25 protein-coding genes are annotated in these 24257 nt (G+C 69.1%); 12 read left to right on the top strand and 13 right to left on the bottom strand.

Features of this window, described 5'->3' with window-relative positions:
* Both V6S02_RS15495 and V6S02_RS15490 read right to left on the bottom strand, forming a co-directional pair.
* Positions 1-1614, bottom strand: coding sequence for an ABC transporter permease subunit (locus V6S02_RS15495; protein ID WP_124294031.1), 1614 nt, complete (start codon positions 1612-1614; stop codon positions 1-3).
* Positions 1615-1711: 97 nt separating this feature from the next.
* Complete coding sequence (locus V6S02_RS15490; RefSeq protein ID WP_124294032.1) at positions 1712-2965, bottom strand: sugar ABC transporter substrate-binding protein; 1254 nt, start codon at positions 2963-2965, stop codon at positions 1712-1714.
* Between the two features lie 318 nt (positions 2966-3283).
* Between V6S02_RS15490 and V6S02_RS15485 the strand changes: the two genes are divergently transcribed.
* The 3 genes from V6S02_RS15485 to V6S02_RS15475 are packed head-to-tail and all read left to right on the top strand — an operon-like array spanning position 3284 to position 5241.
* Positions 3284-3772 carry a YajQ family cyclic di-GMP-binding protein gene (locus tag V6S02_RS15485; protein WP_124294033.1) on the top strand — a complete coding sequence of 163 codons (489 nt, stop codon included), beginning with the start codon at positions 3284-3286 and terminating at the stop codon, positions 3770-3772.
* Between the two features lie 26 nt (positions 3773-3798).
* The gene (locus V6S02_RS15480) at positions 3799-4173 is read left to right on the top strand and encodes a DoxX family protein (protein WP_336401676.1); all 375 of its coding nucleotides are present in this window, start codon (positions 3799-3801) and stop codon (positions 4171-4173) included.
* A gap of 39 nt (positions 4174-4212) precedes the next feature.
* A complete protein-coding gene (locus V6S02_RS15475; protein WP_336401559.1) occupies positions 4213-5241 on the top strand; it encodes an NADPH:quinone reductase in 1029 nt (342 codons plus the stop codon).
* Positions 5242-5260: 19 nt separating this feature from the next.
* On the opposite strand, the gene V6S02_RS15470 is transcribed toward V6S02_RS15475, so the two are convergent.
* Positions 5261-6316: an alcohol dehydrogenase catalytic domain-containing protein gene (locus V6S02_RS15470; RefSeq protein WP_336401558.1), complete on the bottom strand. Its 1056-nt coding sequence runs from the start codon at positions 6314-6316 to the stop codon at positions 5261-5263.
* Positions 6317-6421: 105 nt separating this feature from the next.
* Between V6S02_RS15470 and V6S02_RS15465 the strand changes: the two genes are divergently transcribed.
* The gene (locus tag V6S02_RS15465; RefSeq protein WP_336401557.1) at positions 6422-6967 is read left to right on the top strand and encodes a universal stress protein; all 546 of its coding nucleotides are present in this window, start codon (positions 6422-6424) and stop codon (positions 6965-6967) included.
* A complete protein-coding gene (locus V6S02_RS15460) occupies positions 6960-7436 on the top strand; it encodes a GyrI-like domain-containing protein (protein WP_336401556.1) in 477 nt (158 codons plus the stop codon). Before V6S02_RS15465 ends, V6S02_RS15460 begins: the two co-directional genes overlap by 8 nt.
* Here the strand turns inward: V6S02_RS15460 and V6S02_RS15455 are convergent.
* Together V6S02_RS15455 and V6S02_RS15450 are read right to left on the bottom strand one after the other, a co-directional pair.
* Positions 7414-8499 carry an alpha/beta hydrolase gene (locus V6S02_RS15455; RefSeq protein ID WP_336401555.1) on the bottom strand — a complete coding sequence of 362 codons (1086 nt, stop codon included), beginning with the start codon at positions 8497-8499 and terminating at the stop codon, positions 7414-7416. The two genes, V6S02_RS15460 and V6S02_RS15455, sit on opposite strands and share 23 nt — an antisense overlap.
* A 17-nt stretch (positions 8500-8516) precedes the next feature.
* Positions 8517-9182, bottom strand: coding sequence for a BON domain-containing protein (locus V6S02_RS15450; protein WP_336401553.1), 666 nt, complete (start codon positions 9180-9182; stop codon positions 8517-8519).
* A 175-nt stretch (positions 9183-9357) separates the two neighbouring features.
* Here V6S02_RS15450 and V6S02_RS15445 point away from each other — a divergent pair, with 175 nt between their 5' ends.
* On the top strand, positions 9358-11046 hold the full coding sequence (locus tag V6S02_RS15445; protein WP_336401552.1) for a sensor histidine kinase: 1689 nt from the start codon (positions 9358-9360) through the stop codon (positions 11044-11046).
* A gap of 226 nt (positions 11047-11272) precedes the next feature.
* On the opposite strand, the gene V6S02_RS15440 is transcribed toward V6S02_RS15445, so the two are convergent.
* Positions 11273-12670: an MBL fold metallo-hydrolase gene (locus V6S02_RS15440; protein WP_336401551.1), complete on the bottom strand. Its 1398-nt coding sequence runs from the start codon at positions 12668-12670 to the stop codon at positions 11273-11275.
* A gap of 131 nt (positions 12671-12801) precedes the next feature.
* Here V6S02_RS15440 and V6S02_RS15435 point away from each other — a divergent pair, with 131 nt between their 5' ends.
* Genes V6S02_RS15435 through V6S02_RS15425 form a run of 3 tightly spaced genes read left to right on the top strand, consistent with a single transcriptional unit; the run spans position 12802 to position 15130 of the window.
* The gene (locus V6S02_RS15435; RefSeq protein ID WP_336401550.1) at positions 12802-13779 is read left to right on the top strand and encodes a 1-phosphofructokinase family hexose kinase; all 978 of its coding nucleotides are present in this window, start codon (positions 12802-12804) and stop codon (positions 13777-13779) included.
* A gap of 38 nt (positions 13780-13817) precedes the next feature.
* Positions 13818-14657, top strand: a complete 840-nt coding sequence (locus V6S02_RS15430; protein WP_336401548.1) for a universal stress protein — start codon at positions 13818-13820, stop codon at positions 14655-14657.
* A gap of 23 nt (positions 14658-14680) precedes the next feature.
* Positions 14681-15130 carry a hypothetical protein gene (locus tag V6S02_RS15425; protein WP_336401547.1) on the top strand — a complete coding sequence of 150 codons (450 nt, stop codon included), beginning with the start codon at positions 14681-14683 and terminating at the stop codon, positions 15128-15130.
* A gap of 2 nt (positions 15131-15132) precedes the next feature.
* Here the strand turns inward: V6S02_RS15425 and V6S02_RS15420 are convergent, their stop codons facing one another.
* A complete protein-coding gene (locus tag V6S02_RS15420; protein WP_336401546.1) occupies positions 15133-15780 on the bottom strand; it encodes a response regulator transcription factor in 648 nt (215 codons plus the stop codon).
* A gap of 166 nt (positions 15781-15946) precedes the next feature.
* Here V6S02_RS15420 and V6S02_RS15415 point away from each other — a divergent pair, with 166 nt between their 5' ends.
* Positions 15947-16513 carry a pyridoxamine 5'-phosphate oxidase family protein gene (locus V6S02_RS15415; protein WP_336401545.1) on the top strand — a complete coding sequence of 189 codons (567 nt, stop codon included), beginning with the start codon at positions 15947-15949 and terminating at the stop codon, positions 16511-16513.
* Here the strand turns inward: V6S02_RS15415 and V6S02_RS15410 are convergent.
* The 6 genes from V6S02_RS15410 to V6S02_RS15385 all read right to left on the bottom strand — a co-directional run bounded on the left by V6S02_RS15410 (position 16505) and on the right by V6S02_RS15385 (position 21663).
* On the bottom strand, positions 16505-17509 hold the full coding sequence (locus tag V6S02_RS15410; RefSeq protein ID WP_336401675.1) for an alpha/beta hydrolase: 1005 nt from the start codon (positions 17507-17509) through the stop codon (positions 16505-16507). The two genes, V6S02_RS15415 and V6S02_RS15410, sit on opposite strands and share 9 nt — an antisense overlap.
* A gap of 35 nt (positions 17510-17544) precedes the next feature.
* A complete protein-coding gene (locus V6S02_RS15405; protein ID WP_124294046.1) occupies positions 17545-17730 on the bottom strand; it encodes a hypothetical protein in 186 nt (61 codons plus the stop codon).
* A 67-nt stretch (positions 17731-17797) separates the two neighbouring features.
* Positions 17798-19171, bottom strand: coding sequence for an FAD-dependent oxidoreductase (locus V6S02_RS15400; RefSeq protein ID WP_336401544.1), 1374 nt, complete (start codon positions 19169-19171; stop codon positions 17798-17800).
* Between the two features lie 52 nt (positions 19172-19223).
* Complete coding sequence (locus V6S02_RS15395; RefSeq protein ID WP_124294048.1) at positions 19224-20279, bottom strand: polyprenyl synthetase family protein; 1056 nt, start codon at positions 20277-20279, stop codon at positions 19224-19226.
* Positions 20280-20318: 39 nt separating this feature from the next.
* Entirely contained in the window at positions 20319-21056 is a 738-nt protein-coding gene (locus V6S02_RS15390) for a demethylmenaquinone methyltransferase (protein ID WP_336401543.1), read from the bottom strand.
* Positions 21057-21114: 58 nt separating this feature from the next.
* Positions 21115-21663, bottom strand: coding sequence for a DUF402 domain-containing protein (locus V6S02_RS15385; protein ID WP_124294049.1), 549 nt, complete (start codon positions 21661-21663; stop codon positions 21115-21117).
* Between the two features lie 57 nt (positions 21664-21720).
* Between V6S02_RS15385 and V6S02_RS15380 the strand changes: the two genes are divergently transcribed.
* On the top strand, positions 21721-23004 hold the full coding sequence (locus tag V6S02_RS15380) for an isochorismate synthase (protein ID WP_336401542.1): 1284 nt from the start codon (positions 21721-21723) through the stop codon (positions 23002-23004).
* Positions 23001-24257, top strand: coding sequence for an amidohydrolase family protein (locus tag V6S02_RS15375; protein ID WP_336401541.1), 1257 nt, complete (start codon positions 23001-23003; stop codon positions 24255-24257). The genes V6S02_RS15380 and V6S02_RS15375 overlap by 4 nt, the downstream gene beginning before the upstream one ends.

The raw sequence follows: 24257 nt of genomic DNA, 5'->3' as shown, positions 1-24257 counted from the left end.
TCAGTTCAGCTCCTCGAGGACCTTGGTCTGTCGGAAGCTCACGTAGGAGATGACGGCGACCAGGATGAAGATGATGATCGAGAACGCGCTCGCGAGCCCGTAATCGCGGTTGGCACCGACGAAGGCCACCTTGTAGACCATGGAGATCAGGATGTCGGTGGCGCCGACGTTGATCGACGCGTCGGCGAACCTCGGCCCGCCGTTGGTGAGCATGTAGACGATGTTGAAGTTGTTGAAGTTGAACGCGAACGACGAAATCAGCAGCGGGGCGACCGAGACCAGGAGGAGCGGGAACTTGATGTGGCGGAAGACCTGCCACACGCCCGCACCATCGACGCGACCCGCCTCCTGGATGTCATCGGGGATCGACTGCAGCGCACCCGTGCACACCAGGAACATGTAGGGGAAGCCGAGCCAGAGGTTGACGATGAGGATCGCGACCTTCGCGAGTATGGGGTCGAGCAACCACGGTATGGAGGCGCCGCCGAGGAGCACCTGGTTGATGAACCCGAAGTCCTGGTTGAACATGCCCGCCCAGATCAGGGCCGACAGGAACGCCGGGAACGCGTACGGGAGGATGAGGATGACCCGGTAGTACTTGCGGCTCTTCATCTTCGGGTCGTTGAAGACGACGGCGAGGAAGAGCCCGAGGACGAAGGTGGTCGCCACCGAGAGGAAGGCGAAGACGAAGGTCCAGACCAGGACCGCGATGAACGGGCCACGGATGGATTCCTCGGTCACGGCGCGGACGAAGTTCTCCCCGCCGACCCAGACCTGCCATCCCGGAAGGATCTCGGTTCCGTCGTCGGCGGTGAAGGCACCGGTGCCGATGTCGCGGTAGACCACACCCGTTTCGGTGTCGGTCATGGTGTCGGCGACGGGATCCCACTCCAGACTCGACTGGAACAGGTAGGCGTTCGAACCGTCGGTGGTGCGCAGGTAGCCGTCGTTGAGATCGTCGTCGAGCGGGACGGTCAACGCGCCGATCTCGGCCTGATTGGCGAGGATCTGCGAGAAGTCGAGCACGTCGTAGCCCGCAGCCTCGGGCGAGGAGATCGATTCCAGCGGCATCTCGTTGCCGCCGACGCTGAGGTCTCCGGTCTCGGGGTCCTCCACGACGAGGAAGAACTCCCCGTCGCGGGTGGCGATCTGCACCGGGTACGTGGCGGAGTCCTCCACGCGCGTCTGCGACTGCTGGAGGAGGGAGGTGATCGCGTCTTCCTTGTCGGAGTTGTGCCCCGACCCGTAGTTGGTGAACGCGATGTAGACGGTGTAGAGCACGACGAAGATCTGGAAGATGAAGAGGAACACCAGACCGGGCGCGAGGTACTTGGCCGGGAGGAGTCCCGGGATGAGGTAGATCGCGTTGAGGACGACCACGCCGACCGCGATGGCCACGGCGATGACCCACTGCTCCTGGACGACGAGCACGAGGATCGCGTAGATCGCCATCGCGTCGACGATGCCCAGGGCGACGATCTTGAACAGCCAGACCTTCCAGCCGGCCGACGCGGCGTCGGCGAAGGCCGCGGCGCGCCGGCGGCGCTTCTCCGTGGCCGGATCGGCGCGACGATCGGACGCGCGGTCGTCGGTGTCGAGTGTCGGAATCGTCATCGAGGCTCCTTGGCGGACGATCGACGGCGCGGTCGATCTGTCAGGGGAAAGGGGTTCGGCGGGGATGCCGCGTGAGCGACACCCCCGCCGAAGGCGATCAGCCGATCTTGCCCTGGATGTTCTCGGCCATGGTCGTCCAGCTGGAGACCGGGTCGGAACCCTGGATGATGGCGACCTCGGTGGTGCCCCAGTCATCCCACACGGCACCCATCTGAGGGATGCTCGGCATCGGCACAGCCTCGGCACCCACCGATGCGAAGCCGGCGACGATCGGGTCGGCCTGCGCCGCCTCGAAGGACTCGGTGAGCGCGGGGGCACGACCGCCGGCCTCGAACAGCGCAGTCTGAACCTCGGGGGTGGCGATGTAGTTCACGAGGAACTCGTTCGCTGCGAGGGCGTTCTCCGACTGCGAGCTGAGGAAGAAGGTCTGCACACCCGCGAACGGACGGGCGGTCTGGCCACCGGCCGACGGGATCGGGTCGACGGCGACGTTGACCCCCGCGTCCACCGCGTCGGCGATGTTCCAGGGACCGGTGAGGAAGAACGGCGCCTGGCCGGCGTTGAAGGCCTCCTTGGCGAGGTCGCCGTCGAGGTTGAGGTTGAACACGCCCGCGGCACCCTGCTGGCCGAGCCACGTCGCGAACTGCTGACCGGCCTCGTCACCGATGGTGAGGTTGGCGGCGTCGTACGAGCCGTCCGCGTTCTGGGCGAAGACCGAGTTCCCGAAGGAGGTCTGGAACGGGTACAGGTGGTACGGGTCGGAGTTCTGCGGGTTCAGGCCCACCACGAACGGGTACTGCGTACCGGCCGCGGTGCCCTTGGCGATCATGTCGTCGAAGTTCGTGGGCGCCTCGGGAACGAGGTCGGCGTTGCGGACCAGCGCGATGTTCTCGATCGCGTAGGGCAGGCCGTAGGTGTTGCCGTCGTAGGTGACCGCCGCGATGGCGACCTCTTCGAACTCAGCGGCCTTGTCGCCGAGCTCGACGGGCGCGACGACGCCGTCCTGCACGAAGGCGCCGGTCCAGTCGTGACCACCGATGGTGATGTCGGGGCCCTCACCGCTCGGGACCTGGGTGATGAAGTCCTGCTGGATGTCCTCGTACTCCTTCACGACGAGGTCGACGGCGATGCCCTTCTCCTCTTCGAAGGCGGTTGCGACATCCTGGAGGGCGCGCTCGCGGTCAGCGTCGACCCAGACCGTCAGGGTGTTCTCGGCGGCACCGGAGTCGCCACCGTTGTCGGCGCCACCGGAGCTCTCGCCACCGCCGCCGCCCGCGCAGCCGGCGAGCACAACGGCTCCGCCGACCAGGAATGCGCTGAGACCCAGCGCACGCTTGTTCATCACCTTCATCGGTGTTCGCCTCTTTCTTTGGGGAGGGCGACAGGTCCGCGGGAGGCGGCTCCCTTGTCGCCAGCTCGTGTTGCAAGCGCTTACAGTTTGCGTCAGTCGCACGTCGTTCGCAATCCCACGAGTCGGTCGATACCATCCTGTGACCGTTCCGCCGCCGGAATTGTGCCGCAGCCACAACGACAGACCCGTGCTTCAGGTTTGGAAGCGCTTACACCTACAGGCGGGAATTGTTGTTGTTTCCGAGATTCTCCCCGTGCGGCTTCGCGATCGCCGAGGGCTTCCCGAATCGGCGGCAAAAGGGCTCGCTAGACTCCCGGCATGGCCGACTCAAGTTTTGACATCGTCTCGAAGATCGATCGGCAGGAAGCCGACAACGCCCTGAACCAGGCGCGTAAAGAGGTCGAGCAGCGCTACGACTTCAAGGGCACCGACGCCTCCATCGAGTGGAGCGGCGAGGCGATCCTCATCAAGGCGAATTCCGAGGAGCGCGCCAAGGCGGTGCTCGACGTCTTCCAGACGAAGCTCATCAAGCGCGGCATCTCGCTGAAGAGCCTCGACTCGGGAGAGCCGACGGCCAGCGGCAAGGAGTACCGCATCGTCTCGACCCTCAAGGAAGGCATCTCGCAGGAGAACGCCAAGAAGATCGGCAAGATCATCCGTGATGAGGGCCCGAAGTCGGTGAAGTCGCAGATCCAGGGCGACGAGCTGCGCGTGCAGTCGAAGTCTCGCGATGATCTGCAGGAGGTCCAGCGCCTTCTGAAGGCCGCCGACCTCGACGTCGACCTGCAGTTCGTCAACTACCGATAACCGGCAGATCCCGTTCCGTGGAACTCTTGCGCACCGGCGCACGATGGCTCCTCGCCGCGCTCCTGGCGGCCGCCGGGATCTCCCACCTCACCTGGGGCCGGCGCGGGTACCGGATCGTGGTGCCCGACTGGTCGACCCGGATGACCGGACTGAGCAAAGACGCCATCGTGGTGGGCTCGGGCGTCGCCGAACTCCTGCTCGCCGGCGCGGTCGCCACGATCCCCCGGGAACGCAGCGTCGGATGGCTCGTCGCCGCGTTCTTCGTGGCCGTCCTCCCCGGCAACGTCCACCAGTGGCGCACCGGCCGTCCCGCCCCGATGCTGCGGACCGACCGCGCACGATTCATCCGCCTGCTCCTCCAACCCGCCCTCGTCGCGTGGGCCCTGTGGGCGAATCGCTGAGGGGGAATGGGCGAGGCCCGTACGCGCGTTGAAGGTCGCATGCGATCGATCGTGTACTCCCGCGCCGGCGACTCCTCCGTTCTCCACGTCGTGGAGCGAAGCATTCCGCAGCCTGGACCGGGCGAGGTGCGCGTCCGCGTCGCCGTCTCCGGCGTGAATCCGACCGATTGGAAGGCTCGTCGAACGGGGACGGCCGCCACGGCCTTCGGCGAGGTGACCCCCAACCAGGACGGCGCCGGCGTCGTCGACGCCGTCGGCGACGGCGTCGACGCGCCCTCCGTGGGTGAACGCGTCTGGATCTATCTCGCGCAGCACGAGCGACCGACGGGAACCGCCCAGGAGTACACGGTCGTTCCCGCCGCACGCGCCGTTCCTCTTCCTGAAGACATCGGTTTCGATGTCGCCGCCGGCCTCGGTGTTCCCGCGATGACCGCGCACCGCGCCCTCACCATTCACGAAGACGGTCCCGAGCGCCTCTCCGCCGGCGCACTGGCCGGGCGCACCGTTCTCGTCGCCGGCGGCGCGGGCGCCGTCGGCCACGCGGCCATCCAACTGGCGCGCTGGGCCGGGGCCACCGTCATCGCCACGGTCTCCAGCGACCAGAAGGCCACGCTCGCCCGCGACGCGGGCGCGCACCAGACGGTGAATTACCGCCGCGAAGACACGGCCCGTCGCATCCTCGAGATCGCTCCTGGCGGGGTCGAGCAGATCGTCGAGGTATCACCGGCCCACAACTTCGCACTCGACACCGACGTCATCGCCAATCACGGAAGCATCGCGTACTACGCCGACAACGGCGGTGACGAGGCGATCATCCCCGTCGTGCCGACCTTCGCGAAGAACATCCGGTTCCAGGGCCTGCTCATGTACACCGTGGGCGAGCGCGCGCTGACGGCGGCGGTCGAGGACATCACTGCGGCGCTTCGCGACGGCGCCCTTCCCGTCGGCGAGGACGCCGGGCTCCCCCTCACGTGGTTCGGCCTCGACGACACCGCGGCAGCCCACGACGCTGTCGAGAACGGGGCGATCGGCAAAGTCCTGATCGACGTCTCGGGCGACAACCACTGACCGGCGGCCGCCCTGAACGTCAGCCCGACGTCGTCGACGCCGTCCGCGGCAGCAGGTCGGCGGTGTGGTAGGCGAAGACGAGTCGTGCCGGCACCCGCCCGGTGAGGACTTCCTCCACCGCCTCGTTGACGTCCTCGAGATCCCGCTCCTCGGCGATCACCCGTGTCCTTCCTGCGGCATGCAGATCGAAGACTTCCGCAAGATCCTGCCGCGTCCCCACGATCGAGCCGATGACGCTGATCCCGCGAAGGACGGTTTCGAACACCGGCAGGGTGTACTCCCCGCCCGCGGGCAACGCCACCAGCACCAGGCGTCCCCCGCGATTGAGGGCGTCGAATGCCTGGCGAGTCACCTTCGGTGCAACGGCGAGCACGATCGCGACGTCCGCGCCGCCGAGTTCCGCGATCATCGCCACCGGATCGTCCGTCGATGCGTTCACGACATGATCGGCACCCAGATCTTCAGCGAGCGCGAGTTTGTCGCCGGTGACGTCGACAGCGATCACCTTGGCCCCGACCAACCGGGCGTACTGCACAGCCAGATGCCCGAGTCCCCCGACGCCGAAGATCGCCACGGTCTCGTCCGGTCGAACACGGGCGTTCTTCACGGCCGCATACGTCGTCACCCCCGCGCAGGTGAGCGGCGCGGCATCCACGGGATGAACGCCGTCGGGGACGGAAACGACGAAGCGCGCGTCGGCGACCAGGTATTCGGCGTATCCGCCCGACACCGAGAATCCCGTGTTCGCCTGGCTGACGCAGAGATTCTCGCGCCCATCGATGCAGTAGCGGCAGCGACCGCATGCCCGTCCGAGCCACGGCAAGGCAACGCGCTGGCCCACTCGAGGCTCGGTCACGCCGGCACCGTGCCCCTCGACGATCCCCACCGCCTCGTGTCCGGGGATCAGCGGGAAGGTCGCGGCCACCGGCCAATCGCCGTTCATCGCATGGATGTCGGTGTGGCACAGCCCGCACGTCTCGACGCGCAGGAGCACCTGACCGGGCCCCGGTTCGGGAACCGGAAGCTCCTCCACCTGCGCCGACGCACCGGCACGACTGACGACTGCTGCTTTCACGACTGGTCCTCCTCAGGCTGATGGAGGGAGTCTGCTCGTTCCCTCACGCGCGCCGGTGGGACCTTCGACCCCCGAGGAGAACGGATCGCGCACGACGATGGCCGCATGCGCGCCTCCCAGACCGACACCGCGGTACCACCCGCCGAGGGTGAAGAGTCCCTCCCCTGGTCGCAACCGGGGATCCTCGTGGGGGTCGACGGCTCGGAATCCGCCGCCGCTGCGCTGGAATATGCGGTCGAGATCGCCCCGAAACTGGGGCTGCCCGTGCATGCCATGGCCGTCTGGGACGATCCGGGTCTGATCTGGGGAGACGCCCCCACGCCCGACGACGGCACGGACTACGAGGCGCTGGCACGCGATCTCGCGTCCCGCGCTGCCCTGGAGATCTTCCCGGCGGGGCCGCCACCGTGGCTGACCACCGGGACGCGCCGCGGCACGGCCGAGCACACGCTCGTCGACGCGTCGGAGCACGCGGCGATGCTGGTGCTGGGCTCACACGGCCGCAGTCGGATCGGCAGCCTCTTCCTCGGGTCTGTGAGCGCGGTGTGCGCCTCGCACGCGGCCTGTCCGGTGATGATCGTCCGCCACCGCCCGCGCCGCGGCACATCGTCGACGCCGGAGACGACGACAGCGGGTGGCGACCGTGTCTGACGATGTGCGCGTCGTCCGGCACGACGCTGAGCTCACGGCGGGTGTTCGCCGACGCGTGGCGATGTCGGAACTGACCGACTTCTTCGCCGCGGCCTACACCGAGACAGCCAGAGCTTTGGAGGAGCAGGGGACGGCCCCGATCGGACCGCCGTTCGGAAAGTACTACGGGGCACCCGACACGACCGTCGACGTCGAGGCGGGCTTTCCCGTTGCGGGGACGGTGCGCCCGCAGGGGAACGTCCACCCCGGGGAGCTCCCGGCGGGCCTGGTCGCAGAGGTGATCCATGAGGGGTCCTACGACACCATGCATCAGACCTACGCGGCGGTGCAGCGACACTGCGACGCGGTCGGGTTGACACCGGGGCCGGTCTGTTGGGAGCAGTATCTGAGCGACCCCGAGGTCGAGCCTGATCCCGCGCGGTGGCGCACCCTGATCCGCTGGCCCGTCACCGATCCCCTCGGGGGGTGAGCAACGCGTCCTGGTAGAACGCGATCACTCGCTCACGCCACTGGTGACGGTCGGTGGTCAGGGCGCCGGTATGGTCGGCACCCGACGCCACCCACACCGATATCTGCGAAGGAGCGGCGGCCGCCAGGCGTTCGGCGACGAGTTGTTCGTCGGCTACCGTTCCCGCAGCGATCATCAGCACCTCGGTGTGCTGCGGGAGCATGCGAGCGGCGTCGTCGAGAGAACCCGGCATCTCGGCGGGGCTGAGTAGATCGGTGAGAGTGAACGTGCCGGCATCCAGCAGATTCTGCAGGCTCCCGCGCAGCCCGTAGGTCTCCGAAAGCCACCATTTGTCCGCCGCAACCCTCCCGGTCGCCCCCTCCGCCACGACAGCGCGGATGCGGGGGTCGGACGAGGCCGCACCGATCGCTTCCTCACCCCCCATCGACAGTCCGAGCACGCCGACGGCGGCGATGGGCGGGTGCGCGCGGCCGAGCACCTCGTCCACGGCCGCGGTGATGTCCTCGTCGCCGTACCAGCCCAGCTCCATGCCGTGTCCTTCGCTGAGACCGTGACCCCGTGCGTCGGTGGCGAGAACGCTGAAACCCGCCTCGTTCAAGACCCGAGCATGCGCCTCGACGTCATTGGCCGTCGACCCGGCGCCGTGTCTCACGATCACCGCCGCTCCGTTGTCTCCGGCGAGGAACCATCCCGCGAACATCACTCCCGCCTCCGAGAAGAAGCGCACCTCCTGTGCACCGTCGGGTGTGCCCGGCCGGACGGGGTGGGGCGGGTGAGCCGCGGCGAGCGCGATGGACGAGCTGTAAACCCCCGACGCGAGCAGGACGACAAGGGCAGGGATGACGGCGAGCGACCACCAGCGAAGCGAGCGCGTCAGGGCCACCGCCGACCAGACGAGAAGCGTCAGGCCGAAGAGGACGAGGATGACCGTGAGGACGGTGGAGCCGACCTGCCCGGCGCGAGGCAACGCCACCCCGAGGCCGATGGAGAGAGCCAGCCACGCGCCGATCAGGCCGAGCGAGCCCCAGAGGAGCGGGTGTCCGCCGCGGTGATCATCAGCCACCAACGCCGGCACCCCGATCAGGCCGACGGGACGATGAGCCGATTGTCGACATCGGTGACGTGCGGCGTAGCCCACGCGGCACGTGCCGCTTCCTCGCGCTCGGTCCAGGTGGAAACGGTGCCGGTGAGGGTGACCGTCGTGCCCATCACCGCGACATCGATCTGTCGCGCCTGGAGCAGTGCTTTTCGCGATATCGCTCGCCGAATGCGATCCTCGGTGTCCGCGCTGGCCGGACGCTCCCGCAGAGTGATCATGTTGTCGACGGTGGAGACGCCCCGGAGGAGCTGCACGGCCCGCGTCGCGGCGTAGCGCTCGGAGTTTCCCCGCACCTCCCCGATCAGGGTGACGTCATGGCCGTGGACGATCGCCTGCACCGAGTCGGGCACGGTGGTCGCCGCACGCAGGGCGCGCTCGACCTCTTTGGCGACGTCCGCTTGCGTCACCGGCCACTTGGTCCGCGGATGCACCGTCAGCGCATCGACGAGCGTGCGAACGCCGCGGACCCGAAGCGCCGCCTTCGTCGCTGCCCGTCGCTCGGCGTTCGTCGCCACCTCGCCGGAGAGCGTGACCGCGCCGCCACGCACGGAGACGCCGATCTCGGCGGCATCCAGGTCGGGATTCCCTTCCAGCTCCGCTTCGAAGTCCGTCTTGACGATGAGATCGTGCTCCGTCTTCGTGGCCATGGTGAGCTTCTCTTTCCTCGGGGGGCGAGGTCATCGTGCACCTCCGCCCCTCGGCCGCCCGGGTCGTTGGTCCTGCGATGGGCGGTGATCGCCGCGGGTGCAGCCCGCGCCTTGTCGCCGCACCTGCGGCGGAGTAGCCTGAGGTCTCCAGCGGACGCAGGGGCGGGAGCGGTCCATGAGTGACTCCCCGGGTTTTCTCGACGGCTCGCGATCGCATCTCGAGAAAACCCTCGACGATCTGATCGCCGACGCGCAGCGCGTGCTCACCGCGGAGACGCGCGTGAGAAGCCTGCTCGCCGCCAACCGGGCAGTGACAGAAGAACTCGACCTCGACCACACGCTGCATCGGATCGTCGAGGTCGCTGCCGCCCTCGTCAAGGCGGAGTACGCGGCCCTGGGCGTTCTCGGCGGCGACGGCAGGCTGGAGCGGTTCATCCATACCGGAATAGACCCTGCCCAGGTCGAGGCCATCGGCCGCCTGCCCGAAGGACGTGGTCTGCTGGGCGCCGTCATCGAGGAGGCGCACACGATCCGTCTCCGCGACCTCGCCGAAGATCCGCGATCTGTCGGTTTCCCCCCGCATCACCCGCCCATGCACGGGTTTCTCGGAGTTCCGGTGCGTACGAGGGAAGAGGTCTTCGGCAACCTGTACCTGACCAACCCCGCGGCGGGGGAATTCACTTCCGAAGACGCGGAACTGATCGAAGCGCTGGCAGCCACGGCGGGAATCGCGATAGACAACGCCCGCCTGTTCGAGCGAGCCGTGCGACAGCGACGACTGGCCAGTGCGCTGTCGAGCATCAGCGGCGCGCTCCTCGCCCCTGCGGGCGAGGACCCGATGGACATCGTGGTCCGCGGACTCAGCGACGTCGTCGCAGCCGACCTCGTCACGATCGTGGTGCCCGAGCAGGAGGGGAGGATGCATCGGGTGGTCGCCGTCTGGGGGGAGCACGCCGAGCAGTTGGAGGGAACCCTCCACCCGGCGGAATCCTCGGTCGCCGAGCAGGCGATGAGGACCGGGAAGATCGCCACCGTGAGCCACAGGCGCTCCTACCTCGACGGCCGCCTGGTGCTCGGGTCCACCGCCGCGGTACCCTTCGTGGCGACGCAGGCCCCCACGGGAGCCATCCTCGTCGCACGACACCCGGAACGGCCCCATCTCACTCCCGCTGACCTCGAAGCGGTGTCCGAGTTCGCCTCGCAGGCAGGCATCGCCGTGACCCTCGCGTGGGCACGCCGCGATCGACAGCGACTGGAAGTGATGGAGGATCGAGCCCGAATCGCCCGGGATCTCCATGACCATGTCATCCAGCGCCTGTTCGCATCCGGCATCCGGCTGCAGGCCCTGGCATCGATCGACGGTCCGCACACCGCCGCGCTCGAGGGCGAGGTCACCGAGATCGATGCCGCGATCAATGACATCCGCGCGGCGATCTTCACCCTCCGCACCCGCCCCGAGTCGGGTGTTCCGGTGGCGAGGCACCGGGTGATCGACGTCATCACCGAACTCTCACCCACCCTGACCTCCCCTCCCCGTCTGACCTTCCGCGGTCCTGTCGACCTCGTTCTGAGCGGCGACCTCGCCGACGACGTCGTCGCCGTCATCCGCGAATCCCTCGCGAACATCTCGCGGCACGCCGGAGCGACGGCGTCCTCCGTGTCGGTCGAGGCGACCGACAGCGCTGTGACCGTGATCGTCGAGGACGACGGACACGGGCCGCCGCCGCACGTGACCCGCCGTGGGGGAACGAAGAACCTGGAAGACCGGGCGTCCCGGCGCGGGGGCACCTACGCGCTCACGACCGGCTCCGAGCGGGGCGCGCGGTCGGAGTGGCGCGTGCCTCTTCTTCCCGCCACGGGATGATGCGCAACGGCCACGAGACGCCACAGCACGGGGAGACGCCCGTCGTCGCGGTCGCGCCTCCCCTGGCTGCGGCAGCCTGGTGTCATGACGCAGCCCGTCACGACACGTCCGAAACGGCTGCGCGGGTGCGACCCGCGCTGTCACGATAGGCGCACGCAGCCGCCCTCCTCGGGACGAAAGTCTCTCCGGCGCCCGGCCCGGTGAGACGCGAAGGGTGGGCCACGGTTCAGATCGTCACCTTCTCCCCCTGCTCGGGGACGCGCGCAGCCCAGTGGAGTTCGCGCTCGATGCGCAGTCGCAGCGCATCGGCGGCCGCGGGCTCACCGTGGGTGACGTAGACCATGCTCGGCCGCGATCCGGTCCTCATCCAGTCGATCGTCTGACGGGCGTCGGCATGAGCCGACATGGTGTGCAGATGGTGCACCTCTGCGCTGACGGCGACGTCTTTTCCGAAGATCCTGAGGGTGTCGGCACCCGCGAGCAGTGCAGCGCCTCGTGTTCCTCCCGCTTGGAATCCGGTGAGGACGATGGCGTTCTTCGGGTCGGGCCCGTAGGCGACGAGGTGGTGCAGCACCCGGCCGCCGGTCAGCATCCCGCTGGCGGAGATGATGATCATCGGACCGCCGCGGAGATTCAGGAGCTTGGAGTCGTCGACGCTCCTGATCATCGTCGCGAGGTCGTACATGCGATCGAGTTCGGCCTGGTCGATCCGGTGTTCCGCGGCGTGTCGTCGATACACGTCCACGACGCTGACGGCCATCGGACTGTTGACGAAGATCGGGATGTCGGGGATGTCGCCGGCCGCCCGCAGGCGAGAGAGGTGAAGGAGGATCGTCTCCGTGCGCCCCACGGCGAAAGCCGGTATCAGAACGACGCCACCGGCTGCCGCGACCCTTCGCACGATCTCTCCGAGAACGACCTGCGGATCGGCCAATCCGTGGGAGTGATCGCCGTAGGTCGATTCCGTCACCAGGATGTCGCACGTCCCGAGCTCTTCCGGTGGCGGCATCAGCGGGTCATCCGGTCGTCCGAGATCGCCGGTGAATCGGACGACTCTGTCGCCGAGGCGCAGCGCGACCCCCGCCGCGCCGAGGATGTGTCCGGCGCGGATGAGAGAGAACTCGAACTCGTCGCCGATCCTCTGCGGCTCGTGGAAGGCCACCGGGTCCATCAGATGCATCGCCCGCTCGACGTCGTGCGTGTCGTAGAGCGGGCGCGGATGCTCGTGCCGAGACCATCCGCCCCGGGCGGCCGCCCGCGCTTCCTCCTCCAGGAGGTGGGCGCTGTCGGGAAGGAGGATCCCGCAGAGCTCCGCCGTGCCCTCGCTCGCGAAGATCGGGCCGTCGAAGCCGTCACGGACGAGAGCCGGCAGGTAGCCGGAGTGATCGAGGTGGGCGTGCGTCAGGATCACCGCATCGATCGAACTCGGATCGATGGGGAAGGGCGCGCGATTGCGCGCCCGCAGCACCTTGAAGCCCTGGAAGAGCCCGCAGTCGACCAAGACCCGGCGACCCGAACGCTCGACGAGGAACCGCGATCCCGTCACGGTGTCGGCCGCGCCGAGGAACCGGAGCGATCCTCCTGTCCCGGTCATGATGCGGTCCATGACCCCTGCATCCGCCATGACGCCTTCTCCTGTGCTCTCGTCGTCCATACAAGCGAGGGCGCGGGCGTGAGGAGGGGACCAAAGACCCGGGAGCGGGGCGACCGCCGATAGACGCTGATGTCGCCGTCACGGCCGGGCAGGAGGACGCCATGCATCCCGCAGCAATCGTGACGCTCACCATGAACCCCGCCCTCGACGTGTCCACCTGCATCGACCGGCTGGAGCCGGAGCGGAAGCTGCGGTGCGATCCGCCCCAGTACGATCCGGGCGGAGGCGGGGTGAACGTCAGCAGAACCATCCGACAGCTGAACGGACGGTCGCTGGCGATCTGCGCGCTGGGAGGGCCGTCGGCTGACACCTACCTCGGTCTGCTCGAGCGAGAAGGCGTGGATACCGTCATCGTTCCCATCGGAGGGACGACCCGCCAGAGCTTCACGGTCACGGAGACCACCACGGCTCGCCAGTACCGGTTCATCCTGCCCGGCCCGGCTCTGACGGAAGCGGAGTGGCGGCGCTGCCTGCAGATCGCGGTGGAGCGGAGCCCACGCGAGGGATACCTCGTCGCCAGCGGCAGCCTCCCGCCCGGCGTGCCGACCGACTTCTACTCACAGCTGTCGAAGGCCGCAGGCCGTCACGGGAGCCGGGTGGTCCTCGACACGGCGGGCCCGGCCCTGGCGGCAGCCCTCGACGCGGGGGTCTTCCTCATCAAGCCGAGCCGCGACGAGCTGGCGCACCTCGCCGGGATCGATCCCGGGTCGTCCCTTCCCGAGCTCGTCGGCGTCGCCCGGTCGCTCATCCGTGCCGAACGCACGGAGCTGGTCGCGCTCAGCCTGGGCCGGGAGGGGGCCGTCCTGATCTCGCGCGACACCGAGATCTTCATCCCCGTTCCCGAAGTCAGGGTGATCAGCACCGTCGGGGCCGGCGACGCCTTCCTCGGCGGCTTCATCTCGGCCCTCGCCACGGGCCGGGAGCGGGGGGACGCGCTCCGGGTCGCCGTCGCAGCGGGAACGGCGACCGCGATGCGTCCGAGCACCGAGGTGTGTCGCAACGAGGACGTCGAACAGCTGCTGACACGACTGGCGCCCTCAGGGACTTTGTACCCTTCGCCGGAGCGCGGTCCGGCCTAGCCTCGACGCCACCCAGCTCTCGATACCGAAGGTCGCACATGGAATCGATCGTGCTCGGCTACGACGGCTCGCCGGCGTCGGTGGCCGCGCTGTCATGGGTAGCGGCGCGGGCTGCCCGCACGGTCGTCGGCGTCGATGTCGTGACGGTGATCTCGCGCTTCGCGCAGGAACGGAGCTCCGCCCTGCGACACCTCGGTAACGCAGAGGGCTTTCTTCGGGATCGCGTTCCCGGCATCGGGGTGCAGCTGCACCGGCTCGAAGGCGGCGTCGAGCCTGCCCTGACCCTCATGAGCAGCAACGCCGATGTGGTGGTCCTCGGTGTCACCCTCGGCCACCCGGTCCGCGCGGCTCTGTCGGGTGCGCTGCCGCTGCAGGTCAGCGCCCGCTCCCGTGCACCGGTCGTGCTCGTGCCTGCCGACTGGTCCGACCTCGGCGACCCCGTCACGGTGGGTGTGAGCGCGGACGACAGTTCGGATGCCGCCGTCGCCTTCGCCGCACGCGAGGCCGACCTCACGAGCGTCTCCCTGCGGTTGGTCCATGCCTGGCAGATGCCTCCTCCGTCCTTCGCGAGCGACGCGGTCCCCACGGTCGATGCCGTCATTGCTGAACACCGAGGCGTTCTGGACACGCGGATGCGCTGGGTCATCGCCCGTTATCCGAGCATGGGCCTCCGCAGCGACCTGGTGCGCGACCTCGCCGGACCGACGCTTCTCCGACACGCCGCGCACTCGTCTCTCCTGGTCATCGGAACTCATCACCGCGGCGTGGTGCAGGGCCGCCTGAGCGGATCCGTGGCCCAGGACCTGGTGTGGCGGGTGCCGTGTCCCCTCGCAGTCGTGCCCGCGGAGACGACGGATGATGAAGGAGAGGAAGACTGATGCGCGCCATCCGAATCGCACTCATGACGGTCCAGACATTCATCGCACTGACCGCAGCGCTCGGGGGTGTCGCCCTCATCGTCGGCACGCTGTTGCCGTCCCTCGCGACTGTCTTCATGCCTCCCCTGGACTATCTGGCGGGCTCCCCGTTCTCCTCCTACCTCGTTCCGGGCCTGGCGCTCCTGCTGGTGGTGGGCGGGACACAGGCGGCCGCGCTGCTGCTCACGCTGATCCGCTCGCCGTGGTCTGCGGTCACCAGTGCGCTGGCGGGATTCGCCTGCCTCGCCTGGATCTTCGTGCAGATGATCTACATCCCCTTCAGCGTGCTCCAGCTGGTGTACGCGGCGCTGGGGGGCATCGAGCTCGCGCTGACCATGTTGACACTGGGGATCTGGGACCAGCGGCGCGTGACCCACCGGTCGACCTTCGTCGCCGCCTCACGTTCCGAACCCGGACGCACGCACCGCGTCTGACGTCACCCGTCGGCGCGCTCCTGCGTGTGGTGCAGCTCCACGATGGCCGCCTGGGTGCGGCTGTCGACACCGAGCTTGCGAAGCAGCGACGAGACGTAGTTCTTGACCGTCTTCTCGGCGATGCCGAGGCGCTCACCGATCTGGCGGTTGGTCATGCCGTCCGCGATCAAGCGGAGGATCTGGCGCTCGCGCAGGCCGAGCGACCCCCATCGCGGGTCGTCGCTGTCGGCCTGGCTCCGAAGCGCCTGGGCCGAGCGCTGTCCGAGCGGACTGTCCACCAGGCGCCGTCCGGCGGCGATGGCGCGGATCGCCGCCACGAGCCCGGTTCCCCGGATATCCTTCAGGACGTAACCGGCCGCACCGGCGAGCGTCGCAGCGTGCAGCGCCGCATCGTCGTCGAATGCGGTGAGGATCAGGCAGCGCACGTCGGGGAGACGCGACCCGATCTCCCGGCACAGATCGATCCCGTTCCCGTCAGGCAGATGGACATCGAGAACCGCGATGTCGGGGCTCGTCGCCTCGATGCGGCTGAGCCCATCACGGATTGTCCCCGCCTCGCCGATGACCTCGATGTCGGAATGAGCCTCGAGGATGTCGGCCAGCCCACGGCGGAGGATCTCGTGATCGTCGACGAGGAAGACGCGGATCATGACGGACTCCTTCCGGCTGAGCCCCGGATCCACGGCGATACGGGTCGGGCTTCGCGATCAAGGCTACGGTCGCGCAACCACTCAGAGAAGACCCGCACGGGACCTTCGTTCCTCCTTCGCTTCGCGACAGGGTTTCGGATGGGAACCGGAACGGAAGGAGTCCCCCATGGCCGAGACCTCACGCGCACGAGATCTGACCACCGCGGAATGCTGGTCACTGCTCGAGAACGGGGACATCGGACGGCTCGCCGTCACCCGCACCGACGGAACGCCGGATATCTTCCCCGTCAACTTCGTCGCGCATGAGGGAGCGGTGTACATCCGCAGCGCGCCCGACGCGAAGGTCGTCAGTCTGGACGCGCGACCCGCCGCCGCCTTCGAGATCGACGGTCACGATGACGACGGAACGTGGAGCGTGGTCGTACGAGGCACGGCTGCGCGCACCGTCGACGACGTGGAGATCGACGGCAGCGGTATCCGGCGGATCGTGACGGTGAGTCCTCGCCACAAGCCCCACGTTCTGAAGCTCGCGGCCCGGACCGTGACGGGTCGGCGATTCACCGACCCGGTCCCCGTGCCGTCTCCGGGCGACGAGCACGACATCTCCTTCCCCAGCAGCAGGCCGAGGTTTCTCCGCCCCGAACCCATTCCCTCGCACCGTCCATGGTCGGAGGGCGTGTCGCTCGAGCCATCGGAAGAGAGCCGAGAGGCGTCGGATCCGCCGTCAGCGTGACAGCATCGCGGTCGTCCAGCGCCCCATCCGCTCGTAAGCCTCGGCGCGCGCCTCGCGCCGGGACAGGAAGACATCGTGCAGCGCGCCGTCGATCCGCTCGATCGTCACCGACGAACCGAGCTTGAGCGCCGCGCGCGCGATGTCGTCGACCACCAGCACCGAATCGGCGCGGGTGAGCTCGTCATCCCACCGCGTCGGCGCGACGCTCCGCGCCGACAGCAGCACGCAGACCGGCACCGGGATACCGAGGCCTTTCGAGACCGCCGCGTGACCTGCGACGATCGCCCGCATCCACCCCACGTGCACGGGCAGGCTGCGTTCCGGTCGCCACGCGAGATCCACCTGCACGGGGTCGTCGGCATCTGCCACCTCGGCCTGCGCCCGCGCGTAGAAACCTCCGTCCACCTGTGGCCACAGATCCAGCGGCCGACGGCGGGAGTGGATGTCGAGCACCGGCGTGATCGCCTGCCGCACCGACGCGCTCAGCTGGAATTCGAGCCATGGGCTGTTCAGGACGATCGCAGCGGCAGCGCCCGGATGACGCGCGGCCCACAGACTCAGGGTCAGCCCCCCGGTCGAGTGCCCGAAGAGCACGAGGCGTCGCTCCCCCGTGCCATCCGCTGTCCTCCCCATCGCGGTCAGCGCTTCGGAGATGTCGGCGTCGTAGTCCGCGAGGTCGCCGATGTAGCCCGGTGTCTGACCGGGCCGCAGGCTCCGGCCGTACTTCCGCAGGTCCAGCGCGTAGAACCGCGCGCCGCGCTCGACCCAGAAGCGGGCGAGACGCGTCTGGAAGAAGTAGTCCGACCAGCCGTGGACGTAGAGCACGTCGACGTCGGCGAAGGGCCGCGGTCCTCCTGAGAAGAACTCCCTGAGGGAGCGCCGAGGCATCAGCCGCACGAGCGTCGCGACGACCGCGCCCTCGTCGTCATCGGGGAGCGGCAGCGTCTGCTGCTCGAACGGCGCCCCGAGGACATCCGGCACCCAGCCCTCGGTCATCCGATCGGCCGAGCCTGGGGTCACCGACCCACCGGCTACCAGTTGCCGGGGTTCGAGTCGCGATTCTCGTGACGGCTGAGCGTCACCGGCAGCGCCACCGCGGCGCAGATGATGAGCACCCCAGCGGCGAACAGCACGGCGCCGAAGTCAGGGAAGTTGAAGCTCGCCCCCAGGATCCACATCCCGCCTACGAGCAGGACCATGTACAGCGCGATCAGCATGGGGTGACCTCCTGGTGAAGGGAAACTCCCCCCAGCCTATCCGGGTCGCAGCACCTGCCGCAGGCGACTACTCCCCGCGCGAGACCGCGATCATCTCGTCACGCGGCACGACCTTGATCCGCGCGCGGCCGTGCGGCGCGCCGAGAGCCACCTCATGCTCGTCGAGGCGGTGCCAGCCGTCGAGGTCGGTCCACGCGACGCCGCGCGATTCCAGCAGCGCGGGGATGGCCTCCTCCGACGGATCGGTCGGCTGCCACCACGAACCCTGGTCGTTGATGATGTGACGCACGGTCTCCATCGCGTCGGACTTGGTGTGGCCGATCAGGCCCACCGGTCCGCGCTTGATCCATCCGGTCGCGTAGACGCCGGGGACCCGCTCATTCGAGTCCTTACGCAGCACCTGACCCTCGTGGTTGGGGATGACCCCGTGGCGCTTGTCGAACGGCACTCCCGGCAGCGGCGACCCGAAGTAGCCGACCGCGCGATAGATCGCCTGCACGGCCACCTCGCGCATCTCGCCGGTGCCCACGACACCGCCCTCGCCGTCGGGACGGGTGCGCTCGTACACGAACGCCGACACCCGGCCGTTCTCGTCGGTCTTCACCTCGACGGGCTTCGCCCAGAAGTGCAGATGCAGGCGACGCGAGGCCTCACCCCCGGCGTTGTTGACGCTCGGACGCTTGCGCCACGCCTGCAGCACGCGGTCGATGACCATCACCTGCTTGTTGCTCGCGATGGCGTCCTTCGACGCCTCGTCGTAGTCGAAATCCTCGTCGTAGACGACCATGTCGACATCGCGCAGCTCACCGAGCTCGCGAAGCTCGAGCGGGGTGAACTTCACCTGCGCGGGGCCCCGGCGACCGAACACGTGCACGTCGGTCACCGGCGAGGCCTTCAGGCCCTCGTAGACGTTGTCGGGAATCTCGGTGGGGAGCAGATCCTCGGCATGCTTGGCGAGCATGCGCGACACGTCGAGCGCGACGTTGCCGTTGCCGATGACGGCCACCGACTCCGCCTCCAGCGGCCAGGTGCGCGGCACGTCGGGGTGGCCATCGAACCAGCTGACGAAGTCGGCCGCACCGTAGGAGCCCTCGGCGTCGATCCCGGGGATGCGCAGGTCGGTGTCGCGCACCGCCCCGGTGGCGAAGATCACCGCGTGGTAGTGCTGCTTGAGGTCGTCGAGCGTGATGTCCTCGCCGAAGCGGACGTTGCCGAAAATGCGGATGTCACCGCGGTCGAGCACTTCGCGCAGCGCCGTGATGATGCCCTTGATGCGCGGATGGTCGGGCGCCACCCCGTAGCGCACCAGTCCGTAGGGGGCGGGCAGCTGCTCGAACAGGTCGATGGAGACATCGAAGCGACGCTCTGCCTTCAGCAGGATGTCGGCGGCGTAGATGCCGGCGGGTCCTGCACCGACGATGGCAAGCCTGAGCTTGGTCATGAAGTCCTTTCTGACGGATGCCGCGCCGCGGCGGTCCCGGAGACGCCGCCGATCAGCTCGCGCGATCGGCGACCGCCCGCGCGAAGCGCGTCAGCGCGTCGCGCACCGGCCCCTCGGGCAGTGGCTCCAGCGCATCGATCGCTTCAAGAGAGTACCGGTGCGCGAGCTCGCGCGTGGCCTCGGTGGTCTCGTGCTCTCTCAGTTCGGCGAGAGGACCGTCGAGGATCGCGGGGTCGGCGCCCTCGGCGATCCGCTCCACGCCCTCGTCGATCGTCTCGCGCAGTCGCACCGCGTCGGCGTCTCGTCGCTGACCGAGCAGCAGGAACGGCATCGTGGGGACGCCTGCGCGCAGGTCGGTACCGGGGACCTTGCCGGTCTCACCGGGGTCGGGCGAGAGGTCGATCACGTCGTCGAGCAGCTGGAAGGCGACACCGGCCTTCTCCCCGAACACCACCATGGGCGCCTCGAAGGCGGGGTCGGCGTCGGAGAAAATCACCCCGGCCTGCGCGGCCGCGGCGATCAGCGAACCGGTCTTGTCCGAGAGCACCTGCAGGTAGAACTCCACCGGGTCATCGTCCTCGGTGGCCCCGACCGTTTCGTGCATCTGTCCGAGCACGAGACGCTCGAAGGTGTCGGCCTGGATCCGGATCGCACGCTCCCCCAGCCGCGCCATGATCTGGCTGGCGCGGGAGAAGAGCAGGTCGCCGGTGAGGATCGCGACGTTGTTGCCCCACACGGCGTGGGCGGACGGCACCCCTCGACGTTTGTCGGCGACATCCATCACGTCGTCGTGGTACAGCGAGCCGAGGTGGGTCATCTCCAGGGCCGAGGCCGCCTCGACGACCTCATCGGTGACCCCGTCGCCGAGCTGCGAGGTGAGGAGCGCCAGGGTGGGACGCACGCGCTTGCCGCCGGCGTTGTACAGGTAACGGCTCGTGGCGTTGGCGAGCGCGTCGGTCACGCGCAGTTCGCTGCGCAGGTGTTCGTCGACGCGCGCGAGCCCGTCCTCGATCGCCGCGAGAAGGCGACGGGCGCCGGGCCCGGCGAAGACCCGCTCGGTCAGGCTCAGCTGACCGGTGATCGGCGAGCCGGGAGCGGAAGGAGTCACGGATCCAGCCTAGCGGCGCGCGGATCGCAGGCGGTCGCCTCAGGGCTTGCGGCCCCGGTGCAGGGCGACGATGCCCATCGACAGGTTGCGGAACGCGACATCCGTCCATCCCGCCTCGCGGATCCACGCCGACAGCGTGCGCTGATCCGGCCAGTCGCGGATCGACTCGTTCAGATAGTCGTACGCCTCGGCGTTCGAGCTCACGGCCTTGGCCACGGTCGGCAGCACGCGGTCGTTGTAGAAGCGGTACAGCCGGTTGAAGGCGCCCGACGGCGGCTGCGAGAACTCGCAGATCACCACGCGTCCGCCGGGCTTGGTCACCCGCCACAGCTCCCGCAGGGCCTTCTTCGGATCGTTGACGTTGCGAAGACCGAACGACATGGTGACGGCGTGAAACTCCGCGTCACCGAAGGGCAGGTCGGTCGCGTCCGCCTGCACGAACGTCAGGTTTCGGATGCCGCCACCCGGCGACGTCGCTCCGTAACGGCGCTCGCCTTCGGCGATCATCCCGGGTGAGAAATCGGCGGCCACGACCTGAGCTCCGCTCTTGGCCAGTGCGACGCTGGAGGCGCCGGTGCCGGCGGCGAGGTCGAGGATGCGCTCGCCCGGTCGCGGTGAGACCGCGCGGGTCGTCGCCGCACGCCACATCCGGTCGTTGCCGAGGCTCAGCACGGTGTTCGTCCGGTCGTAGCCGCGGGCGACCTGATCGAACATGCCGCTGACGCGTCGCGGGTCCTTGCCGAGGTCGGCGCGGTTGGGTTCGCGATCGGTCGTCACGGGTCGAGTCTAAGCGCGTCGCCGTCGTCCCAGACCGGACGAGCACCGGTCTGCATCCTCAGAGGTTCAGCGCCTCGAGCCGTGAGAGCCAGTGGGCGGGTGTCGCCTCGTCGAAGGGCGCGACGCCCGCGCGAACCTTCTGCTCGAGGTCGACCGCGAGCGACTCGAGGCGCGCGACGATGTCGAGCGGGTAGCCGTAGGCCACCCGGTGCTCGTCCCACTCGTCGCGGTCGTCGATGTAGATGCCCCGCTCGGTGTGCTTGACGACATCGAGATCCATGTCGACACCGACCGGCGCACCGTCTCGCCAGCCCACATCCCAGCCCAGGTCGATGTAGATCTGCGTCCGGTTCGGATCCGCGTTCCGGGTATAGGCGTACTCCCCGCTCGGAGGGAGCAGCATCACACACGCCTGACGCGTCACCATCTGCCGTCCGGGCCGCTCGCTGATCCAGCCGGCGGGCTGGCCGACCCAGTCGCCCCACCGGTCGCTGCCGAGATACACGCAGTCGTGCTCCCAGTGCACCCCGCCGTTCCATTTGCGCCAGCGGAAGCGCACGCGCTGCCCGATCTCGGGGCGGGGGGCGGATGACGAGGCGTCGGTCACCTCGTCAATATACGGCGTCGCCGTCCGGCCCCGGGCGCCCGGATCTAGAGTGGAGCCGTGATCTCCCCCCTCCCCCGGCTGGTGGTCGAGACCTCTCCGATCGATCCCGTCGAGGAGCTGCTCCCCTTCGCCGATGCCGCGTCACCGCTGTGCTGGATTCGCCGCGCGGAGGGCATCGCCGGATTCGGCGAGGCCCTCCGACTCGAGGAGCCCGGAGGTCAGGACCCGAACGCCGAACCGCGAAATGCGCGCATCGCCCGCCTCGCCGACGTGTGGCGAGAGGTGGCGTCGCACGCGCGGGTCGACGATGCGGTCGGCGTTCCCGGATCGGGACTGGTCGCTTTCGGCGCGTTCAGTTTCACCGCCGCATCGGCCGCATCGAGCGTGCTCATCGTGCCGCGCGTCATCGTCGGCCGGCGAGGCGGACGCGGGTGGATCACCTCCATCCGCACCGCCGACGAGGCGGCCGTCGAGCCCTCCCCCCGCCGTCTCGGCCCGTACTGGCCGGGTGCGGTGGGCCCGGGCCGGATGACGCATGAGGGGTATCAGTCGGCGGTCCGCGCGGCGGTCACCGCGATCGGCGCCGGAGAAGTCGGCAAAGTGGTGCTCGCCCGCGACCTCGTCGGCGCTGTGCCGCACGACGCCGACCTCCGCCGCCTGGTGCGAGCTCTTGCGACCGACTACCCCGACTGCTGGACCTTCGCCGTCGACGGCCTCATCGGAGCGAGTCCTGAGACCCTCGTCACGGTGCACGACGGCACCGTGACCGCCCGCGTCCTCGCCGGCACGCGCGCCCGGGGGGCCGACGCCGACGCCGACAACGCCGCATCGCTCGCGCTCGCCACGAGCGCGAAGGATCTCGACGAGCACCGGTACGCCGCCCACAGCGTGCTGTCCTCCCTCCGCCCCCACACCAGCGCCCTCGCCTCGAGCGAGCAGCCCTTCACCCTGAAGCTCCCCAACGTCTGGCACCTGGCCACCGACATCGAGGGCACTCTGGACGACGGGGCGTCGTCGCTCGACCTCGTCGCGGCCCTCCACCCCACCGCCGCGGTGGCCGGTTCTCCCACGGAAGCCGCCCTCGCCGTCATCCGCCGCCTGGAACCCTTCGACCGGGGACGATATGCCGGGCCCGTGGGCTGGGTCGACCAGTCCGGCAACGGCGAGTGGGCGATCGCGCTGCGCTGCGCGCAGTTCGGCCTCGACGGGGTCGACATCCACGGCGACGGGATCCCCGTCGTCGCCCACGCCGGGGCGGGCATCGTCGCCGGCAGCGACCCGGAGGCAGAGCTGTTGGAGACACGCGTGAAGTTCCGTCCGATCGTGGACGCCCTCGCATGAGCGGCGCCGTCCCTTCGCTTCCGACCCGCGGCGACGCGGTCCTGGTGGGCCTGAACCTCATCGACGGCGTCGAGCCCGAACCCCGCGACGGCGTGGCCCTCGTCATCGCGGACGGCAGGATCGCGCGGGTCACGACCCCGGGCGATGCGGTGACCGGGGCCGAACGGGTGATCGACCTCGACGGCGCCTTCGTCATGCCGGGCCTGATCAACATGCACACGCACTTCTCGCTGTCCCTCCCGGGATCCGGCGGCGACGCGGTCAGCAGCCTCAGCCCGCACGAGCTCTCGCTGTACATGGCAGACGGCGCGCGCCGCACTCTGCTGTCGGGGGTGACGACGGTGCGCTGCGTCGCCGAGAAGGGCGGCGCCGACTTCGCGCTGCGCCGCGCGATCGCCGCCGGTCACGTGCCGGGCCCCCGCATCTACACCGCGGGGCGCGCGCTGTGCTGCACCGGCGGACACGGGTTCGACAGCGACGACACCCTCGAGTGCGACGGCGCCGACGCGTTCGCGCGAGGGGTCCGTTCGCAGGTCAAGGCCGGCGCCGACCTCATCAAGCTCATGATCTCGGGCGGCATCGCCGGCGAGCACGAGGAGATCACCACGCCCCAGCTCACCCGCGAGGAGATGGCCGCGGCGATCTCGACCGCCCATGCGTGGGGCCGCAAGGTCACGGCCCACGCCGGGCCGGCGGCCATCATCGCCGAAGCGGTGGCGCTGGGCCTGGACTGCGTCGAGCACGGGTACGAGCTCACCCCCGAGGTCGCCCGCCTCATGGCCGAGCACGGCACAGCGCTCGTGCCGACGCTCGTCGTCACCCGGGCGAGCGCGTTCTTCGACGACCTCGGCGTGCCGGCGTGGATGCAGCAGCGCTCCCTCGGCGCGGGACCGCGCCATATGGCCTCGTACCGCCACGCACTCGACGCCGGCGTCGAGGTGCTCCTGGGCAGTGACATGCCGCCGTTCTGGAACTTCGAGGGGACGAGCGCCGTGGTGCGCGAACTCGAGCACATGCAGGCGGGCGGCCTAGCCGCCCCTGACGCGGTGCGCGCAGCGACAGCCGCTCCCGCCCGCTGGCTGGGCGCCGAGGGTCACCTCGGCACCCTCACGCCGGGCGCATGGGCCGACCTCGTCGTGACCCCGGGCGACCCGATGGCCGACGTCAGCGCACTCCGCGACCTCGACCTGGTCATGAAGGGCGGTGTCGTCGTCCGCGACGACCGGGGCCGTGTCCGCGGCGCCTTCGCGTGA

The organism is Microbacterium sp. CCNWLW134, assembly GCF_037083565.1.
In the GTDB taxonomy this organism is placed as follows: Bacteria; Actinomycetota; Actinomycetes; order Actinomycetales; family Microbacteriaceae; genus Microbacterium.
Note: the sequence above shows the minus strand (reverse complement) of the source record. Positions and strands in the feature narration are given on the sequence as shown.

Coding starts and splice junctions, on each gene's coding strand:
- V6S02_RS15495 (WP_124294031.1), bottom strand. CDS start 1,614: ATGACGATTCCGACACTCGACACCGACGACCGCGCGTCCGATCGTCGC.
- V6S02_RS15445 (WP_336401552.1), top strand. CDS start 9,358: ATGAGTGACTCCCCGGGTTTTCTCGACGGCTCGCGATCGCATCTCGAG.
- V6S02_RS15375 (WP_336401541.1), top strand. CDS start 23,001: ATGAGCGGCGCCGTCCCTTCGCTTCCGACCCGCGGCGACGCGGTCCTG.
- V6S02_RS15405 (WP_124294046.1), bottom strand. CDS start 17,730: ATGCTGATCGCGCTGTACATGGTCCTGCTCGTAGGCGGGATGTGGATC.
- V6S02_RS15420 (WP_336401546.1), bottom strand. CDS start 15,780: ATGATCCGCGTCTTCCTCGTCGACGATCACGAGATCCTCCGCCGTGGG.
- V6S02_RS15430 (WP_336401548.1), top strand. CDS start 13,818: ATGGAATCGATCGTGCTCGGCTACGACGGCTCGCCGGCGTCGGTGGCC.
- V6S02_RS15415 (WP_336401545.1), top strand. CDS start 15,947: ATGGCCGAGACCTCACGCGCACGAGATCTGACCACCGCGGAATGCTGG.
- V6S02_RS15465 (WP_336401557.1), top strand. CDS start 6,422: ATGCGCGCCTCCCAGACCGACACCGCGGTACCACCCGCCGAGGGTGAA.
- V6S02_RS15490 (WP_124294032.1), bottom strand. CDS start 2,965: ATGAAGGTGATGAACAAGCGTGCGCTGGGTCTCAGCGCATTCCTGGTC.
- V6S02_RS15440 (WP_336401551.1), bottom strand. CDS start 12,670: ATGGCGGATGCAGGGGTCATGGACCGCATCATGACCGGGACAGGAGGA.
- V6S02_RS15425 (WP_336401547.1), top strand. CDS start 14,681: ATGACGGTCCAGACATTCATCGCACTGACCGCAGCGCTCGGGGGTGTC.
- V6S02_RS15485 (WP_124294033.1), top strand. CDS start 3,284: ATGGCCGACTCAAGTTTTGACATCGTCTCGAAGATCGATCGGCAGGAA.
- V6S02_RS15435 (WP_336401550.1), top strand. CDS start 12,802: ATGCATCCCGCAGCAATCGTGACGCTCACCATGAACCCCGCCCTCGAC.
- V6S02_RS15450 (WP_336401553.1), bottom strand. CDS start 9,182: ATGGCCACGAAGACGGAGCACGATCTCATCGTCAAGACGGACTTCGAA.
- V6S02_RS15410 (WP_336401675.1), bottom strand. CDS start 17,509: ATGACCGAGGGCTGGGTGCCGGATGTCCTCGGGGCGCCGTTCGAGCAG.
- V6S02_RS15400 (WP_336401544.1), bottom strand. CDS start 19,171: ATGACCAAGCTCAGGCTTGCCATCGTCGGTGCAGGACCCGCCGGCATC.
- V6S02_RS15475 (WP_336401559.1), top strand. CDS start 4,213: ATGCGATCGATCGTGTACTCCCGCGCCGGCGACTCCTCCGTTCTCCAC.